The organism is Cohnella rhizosphaerae (assembly GCF_029525575.1).
GTDB classification, from domain to species: domain Bacteria; phylum Bacillota; class Bacilli; order Paenibacillales; family Paenibacillaceae; genus Cohnella; species Cohnella rhizosphaerae.
Genome location: NZ_JAPDIA010000003.1, coordinates 458356 through 473521 on the forward strand (window position 1 = coordinate 458356; position 15166 = coordinate 473521).

Below are 15166 nucleotides of genomic sequence, written 5' to 3' on the forward strand. Positions count from 1 at the left end.
TCTCACCACAATCCTTCGCCGTTTATTCTGCGCGACAGCTGATTCGTCCCGAGGACGAGCACGAGACCGATGACGGAGGAAAGCAGCCCGACTGCGGTCGACATCCCGAAGTAGCCCTGCTGCAGCCCGCTTCGCAGCACGTACGTATCGAGCACGTCTGAGACCTCCATATTGGCCGAGTTCATCAGCGGGTAGATCTGATCCATCCCGACGTTGATGAGGCTGGGGATGCTGAGGATCAGCACGATAGAGATCGTCGGCAGGATGCCGGGTATCGTGATATGCCGGATCTGCGCCATCTTGCCGGCGCCCTCGACCTTGGCCGCTTCGTACAGCTGCGGGTCGATCGTCGTGATCGCCGCGAGATAGAGGATCGTATTCCAGCCGGTCTCCTTCCACAGTCCGCTGCCGACGACGATGGGCCGGAACCATTCGGTCGATCCGAGGAAGAACACCGGGTCTCCGCCCGCCTTGCCGATCAGCTGGTTGACGAGCCCGCCGTCCAGCGTGAGGAACGATTGCAGCATGTAAGCCACCACGATCCAGGAGAAGAAGTGGGGCAGGTAGCTGACCGACTGCACGAACCGCTTGAAGGTGGAATGCGTCACCTCGTTGATCAGCAGCGCCAGCAAGATCGGCGCCGGGAAGCCGAAGATAAACTTCAGCACGGAGATGTACAGCGTATTCCGCACGACCGTCCAGAACTGCGGTTCGTTCAGGAAGGCGAAGTTATCGAGCCCGACCCATGGCGCGCTCCAGATGGACGTCCCGATCTGAAAGTCGCGGAAGGCGACGAGAATGCCGGCCATCGGCATATAGCTGAACAGGAACAGCAGCACGACGCTCGGCAGGATCATCAAGTATTGCCAACGATGTTTATAAAACTTAGCGTACATGGCCATCCTCCTTATGAATCCATCATAAAGGTTTGGCGGTAAGCGCATCCACGAGACGGCGATTGGATTTCTATCGTTTTGATTGGGAGATGGGGAGGTGGGCGCTTTTGTTTTTCCGCATGATGGGGAGCGGCGGAGTTGCGAGCGGGAGAGTGAGTGCGAGAAGTGCGAGAATAGCGCGATATTGTACGCCTGTTGATTTACCAGTATCTAGGTCATGGTAGTGTTAAATGGTGAGCCAAATAAACCACCCATTCGGGAGGCAAGGCAGCCAAGCTGATTAGTCGGTCAAACGCCGCAAAAGACAACCGTGCGCTGGGGTGAACCTGGCTATTTCCCTGCACATACACGTACTGAAGCAGCACGTATACGATCAATGCGGTATATAATTGTCCGTAAACGGCATTCGGTGTCCTTCCAAATAGTTTGGGCACATTCAAATGCTGTTTAATCCATCGAAAAAATACTTCGATTTGCCACCGTTGTCGGTAGATTTCTGCAATTTTCTCCGCCGAGGGACGGTGCAAGTTGGTCACGAGAACAACCGGGTTGCCTTGGGGATCCTTTAGCTTCACGACCCGAAATCGATGGCGGGTCAAGCGCGCCTTTGTTCCGAGTTGGCAGGTCAAATCTTGCTCAATCGTATGTTTGTAGGGCCGTTTTCGATCGCGATAAACAGGCTCATGCAGGAACGTGTTGTATCTCACCCGGATGACAAAATACTGCCGTTGCTCCTGCTCCATGTAGGTATCAAATTGCTTATGCTTTCCGTATGCACGATCCGCAACCAGAATGAAATTTGGGTCTGTTACCCTGCTGCATAAGGTCGAATCATGCTGTTTTCCCGTCGATTCCGTTACACGATGGATTTCGCCGGTCTCTGTCAACAAAGATACGTGCAGCTTAATGCCGCTCTTCTCTCCTTTGGCCGATGGCGCCCAAGGCAGTCGATTGTGACCGGCGGAAATGGTCGTGGAATCGACCGCCAGCGGCTCTTTCGGAAGCCGAAGACGCCGGCGCGTGGAGCGATTGCATTTACGAATCAACAGATGAAGCAGTTGCTTAAAGACGCTGAACGGAACCTCTTTCGCTTTTTTTGGAGATCGTAGAGTGATCCGCTTGGCGCAGCCCACAGGCGACCATCCGCTTTTCTCCGTCCCGATAGCCATCCCACTTCCCCAGCGCCGCTTCAGCAAGAAAGATAAAGAGCTCGTAAACTGTAAATTTCCTTGCTGTATCGACATAATTGGCTTCCTGTAACAAAGGTTGAAGCTCCTCGTTAGGAATCAGGGATTGAAGAATGGGAGCTAACATTGTACGATGTTTCATAAGACCGTCTCACCTTCCGTAGGGTTTGTAGGGGTACAAACACTTTACAGGAATGAGCGGTCTTTTTTGCTACCATTTTTTTGATAATCAACAGGCGTACGATTTTGCGCTATTTTGGAGTGTCAGGTGAGCGGCTGGCCTTGGGGAGGCCCCGTCCAGCGACGAAAACGCAAACGGGACGAAGCAGCGAAACCGCTGCCTCATCCCGTTGATTTTGACAAAATAATTCCCGTCCTCAGGCCGCCTTCAGCGCCGGAATACGAGGAGACCTCGAAAATCCCTTTGCGATCAGCCAGACCGCGAGGGTCATCTCGTTCGCCGCGACCGGCAGCGACAGCAGCGCGCCCCAGACGGACAATTGCTCGAATACGCCGAACATTTCGAACAGGGCTGCCGCGAAGACGGCCGCTGCGCCGGTCATGCCCAGGATCGGGATGAATCGCGGCACAAGCCCGGACTTGTAGAAAATATAGCTGTACAGCATCGTGTTCACGCCCAGCATGAAGTTCGGGCCGAGCAGGAACGTCCAGTCGTGAATCGCCTTCAGCAAGACGCCGGAAGCCTCGTACGCGGCGGCATCGGGCGCGGCTGCGCCGGCGAAGGACCTGCTCAAGGTCAGCAGCGACAGGACGCCGACGATGCCGATCACGATGATGACCGCCTCCATGAACCGGAAGCATACGTGTCCGAGCGCAAGCGTCTGATTGTATTTGCGCAAATACGGAAACATCGTGATCGAAGTCCCTACGGCGGATACGACGAGGATCAGCTCCATCACCGCGCCCAGAATCACCTGATCGCCGTGCGCGGCGCCTTGCGCGAGATCGTCTGCGCCGTTCAGGATCGGGTCGTACAGCAGGAGACCGGCGATCGAAGAAGCGGCCGCGAGGATAAAGAAGATGCCGGCCATCTTGGAGGCGAGCGTACTCGAATACTTACTCTGCTGCGTCTTCTCCATAGAAGAACACCTCTTCCAAAGGTAGTTTAAAAGCGCGCGCGATGCGAAAGGCAAGCTCCAGCGAAGGGGGAGTAGTTGCCCTTTTCCAGGGCCACGATCGTCTGCCTCGTCACGCCGGTCAACTCCGCCAGCTGCTGCTGCGTCATCTCGTCGCGGTTGAACCGCAGCCTCCGGATATGATTGCCAACCAGGTTCTTGCCCATCGTTAGACGCCTCTCCGGTAGTGGTACAGCCTCGTCGCGGAGCCGGTCACGTCCGAGAGGAAGCCGGCGCCGATCAGGATGACGAACATCGCTTGCGAAGGCTGGCCGGCCGCCAGCGCGCCCATGGACGCCAGGAAGCCGAGGATGAACACCAGGAACGAGTTGCGGAACGCCTTCAGGTCGATCAGCTTGTCGAGCTCGTCGGCGAACGAGGGCTCCTTCTCTCCGGTCGTCATCCGATGGACGATATTGAAGACGATGCCGATGACGATGTGCGCGAATATCGAGACCAGCATCAGAATGAGGACGAAGGAGCCCCAGTAGCGAAAGACTTCGTCGGTCTCGGCGCCGTCGCCGGGATGCCGCGGGTACATGATCGACGAGTACGCGACAAAAATCAGGACCGCGCTGATTAACGTGACGATGCTCTTCTTTTCTTGATAGGTCATGCGAATGTTCTCCCCTTACCGTCGTTAGTTAAGTTTGGTATTCATAATGTAATATATTTATTACACGGTGTAAAGTTTATTTTACATTTGGGGGGGGAGAAAACGGTAGGCACACGCGTCGAGGCGTTTAAGTTTCGTGCGATTGCCGCCTTAAGCATTAAAACGGATTCATTCGCGGGAGCCATGCGCCGATATGCTAATAGTAAGGTTTATAAGGAAGGGGCCGCATCGGCATGCAGCGACTGAATTTTATGTATCGTTTCTTTCTTGGGCAACCGCTCTGGTTCAAGGTTTTAGCGCCGGCAGCGCTGCTCATGTCGATCCTTCTGAGCAGTTCGCTATTCGGAGAGGACAATGCTTACGAGGGCGGAGCCAAGCTGGCTGCGGCAGTCTTCTTCGGCGTATGGGGCGTGCCGTTCCGGCGCAACCGGCCGCTTGCGATCGTCTTCTTCGCGTTCAGCGCGTTATGCGTATATTTGGCGGTAAATGCCTTCTTGCAAGAAGGATAAGGCGTAGTCTAAGCGAACTATATTATGTCGAGATCTCAGGAAAAGCAGGGAATCTTGTCGCAAACCATACAAGGGAGCATGGACCCGAATGTTTAGATTCAGCAGCCGCCTCGTATTCAAGCTGTCGGTCATGATAATGACGATTCTCGCCATCTTGTCCGCCGCACTCATCTATTTGCAAGTTCGCAATACGAAGCAGGCCAGCGAGGAAGCGATCGGCAGCATCGGCATGCATATCGCGGAAGCCTACGCGGGGCAGTTCGATATGGCTTCATACGGGAATTTCCTCAAGGACGAAAAGGAGAACGATCTCTATTGGGGTCTGCGCAACGCGTTGAATCGCTATCGGCTCGAGATCGGCGCGCTTTACGTTTACACGGTGAAGTTCGACGAACTCGGTCAGCCTGTCATTCTGATCGACGGCCAGCCGAAGAACGAAAAGACGGCGTCTCCGATCGGCGAGGTCACCGACATGCCGAAGGCGGCGATCGCCGACGTGCTGGCGGGCAAGGCGGCCAAGACCGGCATTATTCACAACCCCGAATACGGCGACTATCTCTCCTCGTTCGCGCCGCTGCGCGACGCAAGCGGGCAGGTGATCGGCGCGCTCGGCATCGATACGGACGTCGCCGTGTCGAATACGATCTATCGGGGCGTCCTGGGAAAAAGCATGACGGCGTTCGTGCTCATGGGCGCGCTTACGCTTCTCGTCTTTTTGCTGATCGCCTGGTTCATGGCCCGCGCGCTCCGGCCGCTCGGCACGATCGTCCGCGGCGCCGAGGCGATGGCCTGCGGAGATCTTGCGGAGGCGCAGCGTCAGTTGGGCGCGCGGCGCGTGCGGTCCAAGGACGAGATCGGGCAAGCGTATGCCGCCATGACGCGGATGACCGAACGGCTAAGCGTCACGCTTGGAGACGTGATGCAGGACGTGACGGCGACGACGGCGGATCTCGTCCGCTCGACCGATCAATTCGGGGCCGAAGCGCAGGGAATGGTCGGGCTTAACGTACGGATGGAGCAATCGATCGCGCAGCTGGCCGACGGGGCGTCGCATCAACGCACGGGCGCGGAAGAGAGCGCGAGGTCGATGGAAGAGATCTCGATGGCCATTCAGCGCGTCGCCGAAGCGTCGTCGAGCGTCGCCGCGGCTTCCGCGGACGCGCTGTCGACGGCGGAGCACGGCAGAAGCGCCATCCGCGTGCTCAAGGCGCAGGTCGGATCGATGTCCGCCGTCGCCGAGCAGACGACGAGCTCGGTGCAGACGCTGAACGACTATATGCAGGAGATCAAGCCTGTCCTCCAGTCGATCGCGAGCAACGCGGATCAGACGAAGATTCTTGCGTTGAACGCGTCGATCGAGGCGGTGCGGGCCGGGGAGCATGGCGCGGGCTTCGGCGTCGTAGCCGGCGAGATTCGCAAGCTTGCCGAGTCGGCGGCCGCGTCCGCGACGCAGGTCACATCGCTGCTGGACCAGATTCGCGGCGAGTCGGCGCAGATTGGAGAGCGGATGGCCGCGGAAGCGGCGGAGATGACGCGAGGCACGGCATTGTCCGGCGAGGTGGCCGCGCTGTTCGACGATACGGTAGACCGGTTCGTCTTCGTGAACGGCCACATCCAGGAGATCTCCGCGGCCGCCGAACAGCTGCTCGCAGGCTCCGAGGAAGTCGCCGCCTCGGTCGAACAGATGTCGCAGATCTCGGCGGTGAGCGCGGAGAACGCGGCGTCGATCCAGCGGATGTCGGCCGAGCAGCTCGAAGCGGCGCGGCGGATCGCCGACACGACGGCCCAGCTGAAGAAGAGGGGCGCCGTGCTGGAAGCGGCGGTCGCCAAGTTCAAGCTCTGACGCGGTCCTTACCGCTCAACGCTCGTTCCTTGCCTTGATCGTCCTGGCGTATTCGGACGGCGTCATGCCGACGGACAGCTTGAATTGACGTGAAAAGTAATGGACGCTGCTGTACCCGAGCAGATTCGAAATCTCGGTCAAATTGTAAATGTCCTCGCGAATATAGGCTTTGGCCCGCTCGATCCGCAGGCGGTTAAGGTAAGCGATGATGCCGATGCCGACCGTGCGCTTGAACAAAATGTTGAGCTGCGTGCGGCTCATGCTGAACTGCGCGGCCAGGCCGTCCAGCGTGATTTTGGCGGACAGATTCTGCTCGAGGTACGCGATGATGCGCTTGCCCATGTGCGCGCTCTGATTTTCCGCCGTGGTGGACATGAGCTGTTCGGTCTGCTGCCTCGCAGAACGCGCTTGTCGGATGAGAAGGATGAGCAGCTGCTCCAGATAAAGTTTAAACAGCTGTTCCGCAGCGAACGCGGCTTCCGGCCGGGGGGCGATCGGGTACTCGTTCGGGCTGAAGGCGTCCTGTCCCTCCTTCATCAGCCGCGCGAGCGCGGCATGCTCGGTTTGTCCGATGCGGAACAGCTTGTTTTCGTCGAAAAAGGCCATGGCCTCGTCTTCGCAGCGGAAGGTGACGATAAACAGGTTGGGCGCATTGCTGCCGGTGCTCTCCAACTGATGGTATTCGTTCGGACTATGCACGAGAATGTTGCCTTGGTTAAGCCGATAGTACCCCGACCCCGTGTTGGCGTTCACCTCGCCTTTGTCGACGTAGACGATCTCCCAGAAATCGTGGATTTCCGCGACGTACTGCTCCCGATTGGACTGCTCGAAGTAATAGCAGGTGTAAATGTCGTTCACGACGAGCTGCTCGCGAAGTCTGTGCTTGATAAAATCCATTCGCCTTCCCCCTCCGAACTAAAGTATAAACTTTCCGTCCGATTATGCAAAAGAGAGTGCAAAATTCCCGACAAATTTTCTAAATCAAGCCGCTTGGAAACGGGCTATGATGAGGCTAGCAAACTTACAACGCCGATGGCGGACGCGGACTGCGTCTTGCGTTTTGGCGGATACGGGGAGGGCTTAGTCGTGGAAATCGGCGTTATTCATACGATTGATACGAACGCGCAGGGCAATATGTTCAAGGTCGTCAGCGATTACGGATTCGGCGTGTGCCAGTTGAATTCGTGGAACATGGACGATTGCACGCCGGCAGTGGCCGAGCGGGTCGTCAAGGAAGCGGGAGAGGCCGGCGTACGCGTCTGCGCGGTGTGGGCGGGCGTGCCGGGGCCGGCGGCGTGGAACTTCACGCAGGGTCCGCTCACGCTGGGCCTCGTGCCCGAAGCTTACCGCGAGGAGCGGGTAAAGGCGCTGAAGAGCTGGGCGGACTTTGCGTCGTGGATCGGCGCTCCCGCGATCATCACGCACGTCGGATTTATCCCGGAAAATATGACGGATCCCGCTTATCCGGCGGTCGTCGAGGCCGTTCGCGAGGTCGCCGCGTACTGCGAGAGCAAGGGGATCGGCTTCTGGTTCGAGACGGGGCAGGAGACGCCGGTCGTGCTGCTGCGCACGATCCAGCGCGTCGGCACGTCCAATCTCGGCATCAACCTCGATCCGGCCAACCTGATTCTGTACGGCAAAGGCAACCCGATCGACGCGCTGGATACGATCGGCGCTTACGTGCGCAATATTCACGTGAAGGACGGGCTGTACCCGACGGACGGCGACAATCTGGGCGAGGAAGTCCGGGCCGGCACGGGCAAGGTGAACTTCCCCGCGTTCGTGCGCAAGCTGAAGGAGATCGGCTTCGCCGGCGAGTACATCATCGAGCGCGAGATTACCGGCGAAGAGCAGCGTCAGGACATTCTGCGCACGACAGGCGATCTGAAGGAGTGGCTTCAGGAGGCTTGAGCAGCCGCGCGCAAGTTGGATAGATGCGGCGCTAGAGGCAGGCAGCAAGTCGGGAAGTGGGGACGTAGATCGATAGTTGGCCGGTGCACCGAAGCAGCCAAACCGCAAAAAAGCCGCCCCTGAGTCAGCAGAATCTGACTGGGGCGGCTTTTCGCACGCTCGCTGGCCGATGCCGGCCTACTTTTTCAGCATATGGAACACTTGCTCGACGTCCTTGTCGCCGCGGCCGGACAGGTTGACGATGAGGATGTGGTCCCGCGTCAGCGTCGGCGCCAGTTTCTTGGCGTGGGCGACCGCGTGCGCGCTCTCCAGCGCCGGCACGATGCCCTCGGTGCGCGACAGCTCCTGGAACGCCGCCAGCACTTCGTCGTTGGTGACCGTCACATACTCCGCGCGGCCGGACACTTTCAGGTGGCTGTGCTCCGGTCCGATGCCCGGATAGTCGAGCCCGGCGGCGATCGAGTAGGTTTTGCGCGGTTCGCCCGCTTCGTCCAGCAGCACCAGGCATTTGAAGCCGTGGATGATGCCCGGCACGCCTTCGGTCAGCGTAGGCGCCTGATCCGGCTCGACGCCGATCAGGCGAACGCCCGGCTCGTCGATGTAATGCGCGAACGCGCCGATCGCGTTGCTGCCGCCGCCCGCGCAGGCGATGACGGCGTCCGGCAGCCGGCCTTCCTTCTCCAGAATCTGCCGCTTGGACTCCTCGCTGATGATCGCCTGGAAGTGCTTGACCATCGTCGGGAACGGATGCGGTCCGACGGCCGAGCCCAGCAGGTAGAACGTATTCTTATAGTTCTGCACCAGATCGCCCAGCGCCTCGTCGACCGCGTCCTTCAGCCGGCCCTGTCCTTTGTCGACGGGGATGACCTTCGCGCCGAGCAGCTCCATGCGGAATACGTTCAGCGCCTGACGCCGCGTATCTTCGGCGCCCATGTAGATGACGCAATCCATATTGAACATGGCGCAAGCCGTCGCCGTCGCGACGCCGTGCTGTCCGGCGCCCGTCTCCGCGATGATGCGCTTCGCGCCCATCCGCTTGGCGAGCAGAATCTGGCCGATCGCATTGTTGATCTTGTGCGCGCCCGTATGGTTCAGGTCCTCGCGCTTGAGATAGATCTTGGCGCCGCCCCAGGCATCGGTCAGACGCTCCGCATAGGTCAGCGGGCTCTCGCGGCCGACATACTCCCGCAGGTAATACTGCAGCTCCTCGTTGAATGCCGGATCGTCCCGAAACTTGTAAAATTGCTCGCTGAGATAGCTCAGCACTTCCTGCAATTCCGGCGGCACGAAGCTGCCCCCGAACTCCCCGAAGTATCCTTCCTGCAGCGTCTCCTGGCTCATGCAAGCGCCTCCATATGTAAGATTGCGATTTCTCGCTTTACTGCTCCAGCGTATCACAGAATGATCGCGGACAGTAGTCTTAACAGGACGATTTTCACCGCGCGGACGCCTGCGCCGGCTTCACCGCTCCGCCTCCGCATGCGTGACGCGATTGCGCCCGCCGCTCTTGGAGGCGTAAAGCGCCTGATCGGCCCGATTCACCAGCGTCTCGTCGGTGTCGCCCGGGGAGACCGTCGCCGCGCCGACGCTGATCGTGATGCGTAGCCCTTCCCAGGAGGCGGCCTCGACGGCTGCGCGGTATCGCTCCGCGGCCTCGACGACGGCCGCGCGGTCCGCGCCGGGCATCAGCACGACGAATTCTTCCCCGCCGTATCGGGCCGCAATGTCGTTCGGGCCCGACTCGGCGCGAAGAAGCGCGGCGAGACTTGCGAGCACCAGATCGCCGACGGGGTGTCCGTAGGTGTCGTTAATCTTTTTTAAAGTGGTCGATATCCAGGATGAGCAGCGAAAAGGGTATGCCGGTTCCCGCATCGTCATCCACCAGGGAGCCCAGGCTGTCCTTGAAGAATCGGCGGTTGCGAAGTCCCGTGAGCGGGTCCGTCGTGGCCAGGGCTTCCAACTTCGCGTTAAGCCGAAGCAGTTCCTGCTGCTTGGCCTCGTATTCGGCATGGAGCAGTTCGAGCCGCACGTTCGCCTCCTGCGTGGCCTGGTAGAGCGCTTCCAGCTGCGTTTTCGTACGCAAAATGTCTTTTTCGTGCTCGATGCGCTTGTTCATCTCCAAAGCGACGCAGTCGATGAAGAGCTCGCCTCCGCGCGCCTGCCGAACGCCGTTCATCAGCACGGGGGAGGTTCCGCCCGTCCTTCGTCCGCAAGGCGAGATACATCTGTTTGACTTGCCCGTACAGCTGGATGTAAGGATAAAAATAAGTATGGAAAAAAAGCCGGTTGGCGACGGACAGGATCGACTCGACGTGCCGATCCGCCAATTCGGAGCTTTCGTATCCGAGCATATTCAGCAGCGTTCGGTTGACCGATCGGATATGCTGGTCTTCGGCGGTCATCGAAAAGTAACCGCAAGGGGCGTCATTGAGCTGTGCGTCCAGTTCCATTAAACTGCCTTTCTCCTGGGCCTTATGCGTCGGCCAAATATTGTCGGATGAGGGATGCCGTTTCTTCGGGATGACTGAGGTGCGGGTAGTGGCCTTTGGCGTTCATGAGCCTGAGCGTGCTGTTCTTAAGGTGCGCATGCAAATAATTCCCGACTTCGATGGGCGCGATGCTGTCCTCGTCGCACTGCAGGATCAAGGCCGGGACGGGCGCACGTTCGAGCTCGCCGCGGCAGTCGGACAAGAACGTGACCTCCGCGAATTGCCTGGCGATATGCGGGTCCCTGGAGCAGAAGCTTCGCTCGAGCTCCTCGGCCAGATCGCTGCGATCCGGGTTCTGCATCGCGATCGGCGCCATGTAGCTGGCCCAGCCGATGAAGTTCATCTCCATCATGTCGAGCAATGCCTGAATCTCCTCCGCGTCGAAGCCGCCGAAGTAGTCCGGCTCATCGTTGACGTAGCGGGGTGAGGAGCCGATCATGACGATTCGTCCGAAGCGGCGCTCGTCGCGGATCGAAGCGAGCAGGCCGATCATGCCGCTGACGGAGTGGCCGACGAAGATCGCATTCCGCAGTCCGAGCGCGTCAAAAATCTCGTTCACGTCTTCGGCGTAACCGCTCAAATCGTTGTACTTGCCGGCATCGTAATATTGAAGCTGCGACCGGCCGGAGCCGACATAATCGAACAGGACGACGCGGTAATCCGACGCGAAGCCGGGGACGATATAGCGCCACATGTCCTGGTCGCAGCCGAAGCCGTGCGCGAACACGATCGTCCGCTCCCCGTCGCCCAGCACCTTCACGTTGTTCCTTGCGAGAATATCGATCGTCATCGGCGTACCTCTCCATGCGATACTGTTATAGACAAAATTCGATTTTATTCGATCATGCGATTTTCGTTTATTATAGCCGACCGGAGACGCGAACGCGACAATCGTTTATTTATTTAGCCGGACGCAGCGCAAATAGGGCCGAAAGGGCTACCCGGTCGGAAGCCCTGCGGCCCGCAGGCATTCACGGCGGCAAGCGCCGGCGCTAAAACAGCTTTTTGAACGAGCCGATGAGGTCTCCCGCCCTATCCGCGGTCAGCTTGGCGCGGACGCCGGAGACGATCGCGTTCACCTGCTCGTCCGGCAGATTGACGCCGACGACCGTCTCGATCGCGGCGGCAGGATTGCGCTTGAATTTCTCCGAAATGTCTTTGTCGTTCTTGATCCTTGCGACGATGTCCTCGACTTTGCGCTTGATATCCATTCGTATCCTCCTCGTCGATTATTCGCTGGCCCGCTCTTCCTTATCTAAACCGAATAGGGAGGAACTAAGCATTCGAAGTTCAATTTCAATCCAAATCCAACCCTATTCGCACCTAACTTATAGTCAAATTTTCCTATTGGGGTGGCGATATTTTCGACAAAATCCGATAATATGATTACATATCCATGCAGGAAACGGATCGCAGCAGCAAGGAGTAACGAATATGAGGTTCAAGCTCGCCCCGAGGTTTGCCGTCTCTCTGTCACTGGTCTTTGCGCTCTTCGTTCTGTCGGCGTGCGAAGGGCGGTCCGGCAAAGGGAGCGAAGGCACGGCGCAGGCTTCGCCGGCCGTCGAAGCCGTCCAGGACGCGGCTGCGGACAAAACGGTGAACGTCGGCGTCACGTACGCGCCGAGCGACATCAACCCGCTCTCGCCGGACGGTCCCGTATCGGCCTATGTCGCCGGATTGCTTTTTCCGCCTCTGGTCGAGATCGATGCCGACTTGCGGTACAAGCCGATGCTCGCCGATGCGATCGAGACGGCGGACAACCGCACCTTTAAGGTCAGGCTGAACGAGGCGGCGAATTGGACCGACGGCGCGTCCGTGACGGCGGACGACGTTATTTTCACCTTGAAGCTGATGGCGAATGCGATGGTGGCGTCCAACTGCGCGTATTTGTTCGCGATCCTGGAGGGGCTCGGCCCTTCGGGCTTGCTGCCGGACGGGGAGCGGGACATATCGGGCGTGCGCAAAATCGACGATCATACGGTGGAGATGCGGACGAAGGTGCCGACCACGCTCGCGGTGTTCGAGGATACGGTCGGCCGCAATCTACGGACGCTGCCGCGCAGCGCGTTCGAGGGCGTCGCGCCGGAGGATATGGGCAAAAGCGCCTTCATGCGCGCGCCGAACGTGACGTCGGGTCCGTTTAAGCTCGAGCGGTACGAGCCGGACCGGTTCGTGGGACTAATCGCGAATAAAGGTTACTTCAAAGGAGCGCCCAAGCTGGAGCGGCTCAACTTCAAGGTGCTGCCGGCGTCCGCGCTTGCGGACGCGCTGGCGCGCGGCGAGATCGACATGAACATCCCTTCGGCCGGGGTCATTCCGGTTCAAGACTACGCGCGGATCGAAAGGCTGCCGAACGTCTCGACGGTAGGCGGTCAGCCGCTGACGACGTTATATATGTACGTGAACGAAAAAGCCGTTCCCGACCGAAAACAACGCAGGGCCATCTCGCATGCGATCGACCGCCGGAAGCTCGTCGACAAACTGCTGGGCGGCGCGGGCGAGATCGTGGACGGCTACTTCAGCAGCGTCAGTCCGTATCGCAGCGCGGACACGGAACCGGCGGCCTTCGATCTGGCGATGGCGAGGCGCCTGCTGAAGGAAGCGGGCTGGAACGGGCGAAAGGCGCTGACGCTGTCCGCGCCTTCAGGCGACGAAGCGATCCGGGAAGCGGCTCATCGCGTGTCGGACAGTCTTGGCAAAGTCGGCATCCGAGTTAATGTAGAGATCGTCGGACAGGCCGAACTGTCGGACAAGCTCCTGAAGCAGGACTTCGATCTGAGCCTTCTGCCGTTGACGATGACGCCGGTCAATCCGCTGCCGGATCTCGCTTACCTCCTCGGCGCGGGCAACCCGAACGGCTACAAAAACGAAAAGGTGAACGAGCTGCTGGCGGCTGTCGGCGCCGAAGTCGACGAGGCGAAAATCAAGGCGTTGTACGGCGAGCTTCAGGCTATCCTTGCGGAGGACGTGCCGATGCCGGCGCTTTATGCCGCCAAGGCGCTCGGCGCCGTGAACGGGCGCGTCATCGGCGCGACGCCGAAGGACTTCGGCATGTTCATCGACGTGCAGGATTGGACCGTGCGCCGGGACGAAGCCTGACCGCCGAAGCGGCCGGAGGTCCGGCGATGCGCGGGCCAAGGGGAAAGGCCTCTGGGCGGGCTTCAGATCCGCCGCATCCGCGCGATCTCGCCGAAGAGGGCGGCGACGCCTTCGTCGATCCGGTCGTCCGCGATCTGCGAGATGCTGAGCTGCAGCAGCGATCGCTTCGGGAACGAAGGCAGGAAGCAGGCGTCCGCGTCCCGCAGTTGGATTTTCTTTTTGGCGAGGCGGTCGATCAGCGTCTTGGACCTTAGCGTAGGCGGAAGCTCGATATGCGTATGCATACCGGCCTCCAGCCGAAGATGGCGTACGTCCTGCGTGTCGTTGCCCGCGTCGAGCGCGCGGACCAGCCGCAGCATCCGATGGCGGTACGTATCCGAGATCATGCGCTTGCGCCGCTCGAACATGCCGCTCTGAATATAGATCTCGAGCGCAGCCTGGGACAGCATGGAGCTGTCGATGTCGGTGAAGCGCTTGTATCGGCTGAAGACGTCTTGCAGGCCGGGAGGCAGCACCGCGACGCCGACCCGGAGGCCGGGGAATACGATTTTCGAATAGCTCTTCAAATAGACGACGTGCGATGCGCCGTAAGCGTGGATCGGATCGGCTTTGGGATCGGTCTCGAGGTCGGCGAGGAAATCGTCCTCCACGACGATGACGTCGTAGCGCTTGGCCAGGGCGGCGATCGCTTTTTTCGTCTCGGTCCCGAAGGAGGCGCCGAGCGGATTTTGAAACCGCGGGATCGTATAGAAGAACTTGATATCGCCGGTGCGAAATAGCGTCTCCAGCTCGTCCAGGTCGATGCCCTTCGCCGTCCTTGCGATCCCTTGGACGGGGGCGCCGAAAAGGGAGAGCATCTCCAGCAAGATCGTGTACGTCGGCTGCTCCACCAGCACCGTCCGCCTGCCCGAAGGAAACGGCATATGCGTCAATATCGACAGCGCCTGCTGCACGCCGGAAGTGACCGTGATCCGCTCCGGCGGGGCGAACACCTGGTAGGCGGCCAGGTGCCTGCTTAGCACCTGGAGCAAAGAGGGAAGTCCCTGCGGCGTGCCGTAGGCGAACAGATGATTGCGGTACCGGTCGATCGCCTTGTTGATGCAATGCTGAAAGTCCAGGTAGGGGAACACCTCGGGATCCGGCGCGGCGGACGCGAAGTTCCAGCCGGCGCTCGCCGAAGCGGGCGTCTCGGCGTTCTTCTGCGTCACCGCGTAATAACCGCTTTGGGGGACGGAATACAGTTTGTGCCGTTTTTCAAGCTCCGCGTAGGCGCGAAGGACCGTGCTTTTGCTGCAGCCGTATCGTTCGGACGCCTCTCGGACGGACGGCAGCTTCTGGCCGCCGCGGATGCGTCCGTCTTCGATGCTAAGCTCGATATCGTGGATCAGCGCTTCGTATCTCATCATGACGGGTTCACTCCTTGGTCGCAAACTGTTCCGGTACAGTTTGCGGATGAATGGATGGCGACGGACGCGGTAGG

At 59.5% G+C, this 15166-nt stretch carries 17 protein-coding genes and 1 pseudogene; 5 read left to right on the top strand and 13 right to left on the bottom strand.

Going from position 1 to position 15166, the window contains the following annotated elements:
* Nucleotides 1-2: 2 nt before the first annotated feature.
* From OMP40_RS07650 to OMP40_RS07670, 5 genes and pseudogenes are all read right to left on the bottom strand, one after another.
* Entirely contained in the window at nucleotides 3-896 is an 894-nt protein-coding gene (locus OMP40_RS07650; RefSeq protein ID WP_277530475.1) for an ABC transporter permease, read from the bottom strand.
* A 215-nt stretch (nucleotides 897-1111) separates the two neighbouring features.
* Complete coding sequence (locus OMP40_RS07655; protein ID WP_277530477.1) at nucleotides 1112-2140, bottom strand: IS4 family transposase; 1029 nt, start codon at nucleotides 2138-2140, stop codon at nucleotides 1112-1114.
* A gap of 320 nt (nucleotides 2141-2460) precedes the next feature.
* Nucleotides 2461-3183 carry a DUF4386 domain-containing protein gene (locus OMP40_RS07660; RefSeq protein WP_277530479.1) on the bottom strand — a complete coding sequence of 241 codons (723 nt, stop codon included), beginning with the start codon at nucleotides 3181-3183 and terminating at the stop codon, nucleotides 2461-2463.
* Nucleotides 3161-3386, bottom strand: a pseudogene (locus OMP40_RS07665) (helix-turn-helix transcriptional regulator). The gene OMP40_RS07660 and the pseudogene OMP40_RS07665 overlap by 23 nt, the downstream one beginning before the upstream one ends.
* A 2-nt stretch (nucleotides 3387-3388) precedes the next feature.
* A complete protein-coding gene (locus OMP40_RS07670) occupies nucleotides 3389-3835 on the bottom strand; it encodes a hypothetical protein (protein WP_277530480.1) in 447 nt (148 codons plus the stop codon).
* A gap of 233 nt (nucleotides 3836-4068) precedes the next feature.
* On the opposite strand from OMP40_RS07670, the gene OMP40_RS07675 reads away from it, so the two are divergent.
* Both OMP40_RS07675 and OMP40_RS07680 read left to right on the top strand, forming a co-directional pair.
* Nucleotides 4069-4344 carry a hypothetical protein gene (locus tag OMP40_RS07675; RefSeq protein WP_277530482.1) on the top strand — a complete coding sequence of 92 codons (276 nt, stop codon included), beginning with the start codon at nucleotides 4069-4071 and terminating at the stop codon, nucleotides 4342-4344.
* Between the two features lie 88 nt (nucleotides 4345-4432).
* Complete coding sequence (locus OMP40_RS07680) at nucleotides 4433-6187, top strand: methyl-accepting chemotaxis protein (protein ID WP_277530484.1); 1755 nt, start codon at nucleotides 4433-4435, stop codon at nucleotides 6185-6187.
* A gap of 15 nt (nucleotides 6188-6202) precedes the next feature.
* On the opposite strand, the gene OMP40_RS07685 is transcribed toward OMP40_RS07680, so the two are convergent.
* Nucleotides 6203-7084 carry an AraC family transcriptional regulator gene (locus tag OMP40_RS07685; protein WP_277530486.1) on the bottom strand — a complete coding sequence of 294 codons (882 nt, stop codon included), beginning with the start codon at nucleotides 7082-7084 and terminating at the stop codon, nucleotides 6203-6205.
* 189 nt (nucleotides 7085-7273) lie between these two features.
* Between OMP40_RS07685 and OMP40_RS07690 the strand changes: the two genes are divergently transcribed.
* The gene (locus tag OMP40_RS07690; RefSeq protein WP_277530487.1) at nucleotides 7274-8098 is read left to right on the top strand and encodes a sugar phosphate isomerase/epimerase family protein; all 825 of its coding nucleotides are present in this window, start codon (nucleotides 7274-7276) and stop codon (nucleotides 8096-8098) included.
* A 177-nt stretch (nucleotides 8099-8275) separates the two neighbouring features.
* On the opposite strand, the gene trpB is transcribed toward OMP40_RS07690, so the two are convergent.
* The 4 genes from trpB to OMP40_RS39825 all read right to left on the bottom strand — a co-directional run bounded on the left by trpB (nucleotide 8276) and on the right by OMP40_RS39825 (nucleotide 10449).
* Nucleotides 8276-9439: a tryptophan synthase subunit beta gene (gene trpB, locus OMP40_RS07695; RefSeq protein WP_277530488.1), complete on the bottom strand. Its 1164-nt coding sequence runs from the start codon at nucleotides 9437-9439 to the stop codon at nucleotides 8276-8278.
* A gap of 120 nt (nucleotides 9440-9559) precedes the next feature.
* The gene (locus OMP40_RS39815; RefSeq protein WP_338131054.1) at nucleotides 9560-9976 is read right to left on the bottom strand and encodes a GGDEF domain-containing protein; all 417 of its coding nucleotides are present in this window, start codon (nucleotides 9974-9976) and stop codon (nucleotides 9560-9562) included.
* Entirely contained in the window at nucleotides 9906-10127 is a 222-nt protein-coding gene (locus OMP40_RS39820) for a GGDEF domain-containing protein (protein WP_338131055.1), read from the bottom strand. Before OMP40_RS39820 ends, OMP40_RS39815 begins: the two co-directional genes overlap by 71 nt.
* Nucleotides 10066-10449 carry a hypothetical protein gene (locus tag OMP40_RS39825; protein ID WP_338131145.1) on the bottom strand — a complete coding sequence of 128 codons (384 nt, stop codon included), beginning with the start codon at nucleotides 10447-10449 and terminating at the stop codon, nucleotides 10066-10068. Before OMP40_RS39825 ends, OMP40_RS39820 begins: the two co-directional genes overlap by 62 nt.
* Here OMP40_RS39825 and OMP40_RS07705 point away from each other — a divergent pair.
* Nucleotides 10369-10551 (top strand): hypothetical protein, encoded by a 183-nt coding sequence (locus tag OMP40_RS07705; protein ID WP_277533246.1) that lies wholly within the window; start codon nucleotides 10369-10371, stop codon nucleotides 10549-10551. The two genes, OMP40_RS39825 and OMP40_RS07705, sit on opposite strands and share 81 nt — an antisense overlap.
* Nucleotides 10552-10570: 19 nt before the next feature.
* On the opposite strand, the gene OMP40_RS07710 is transcribed toward OMP40_RS07705, so the two are convergent.
* Both OMP40_RS07710 and OMP40_RS07715 read right to left on the bottom strand, forming a co-directional pair.
* A complete protein-coding gene (locus OMP40_RS07710) occupies nucleotides 10571-11377 on the bottom strand; it encodes an alpha/beta fold hydrolase (protein ID WP_277530489.1) in 807 nt (268 codons plus the stop codon).
* 202 nt (nucleotides 11378-11579) lie between these two features.
* On the bottom strand, nucleotides 11580-11798 hold the full coding sequence (locus OMP40_RS07715; protein ID WP_277530490.1) for a hypothetical protein: 219 nt from the start codon (nucleotides 11796-11798) through the stop codon (nucleotides 11580-11582).
* Nucleotides 11799-12021: 223 nt separating this feature from the next.
* Between OMP40_RS07715 and OMP40_RS07720 the strand changes: the two genes are divergently transcribed.
* Nucleotides 12022-13686, top strand: a complete 1665-nt coding sequence (locus OMP40_RS07720; RefSeq protein WP_277530491.1) for an ABC transporter substrate-binding protein — start codon at nucleotides 12022-12024, stop codon at nucleotides 13684-13686.
* Between the two features lie 62 nt (nucleotides 13687-13748).
* Here the strand turns inward: OMP40_RS07720 and OMP40_RS07725 are convergent, their stop codons facing one another.
* Nucleotides 13749-15092: an aminotransferase-like domain-containing protein gene (locus OMP40_RS07725; RefSeq protein WP_277530492.1), complete on the bottom strand. Its 1344-nt coding sequence runs from the start codon at nucleotides 15090-15092 to the stop codon at nucleotides 13749-13751.
* Between the last annotated feature and the right edge of the window lie 74 nt (nucleotides 15093-15166).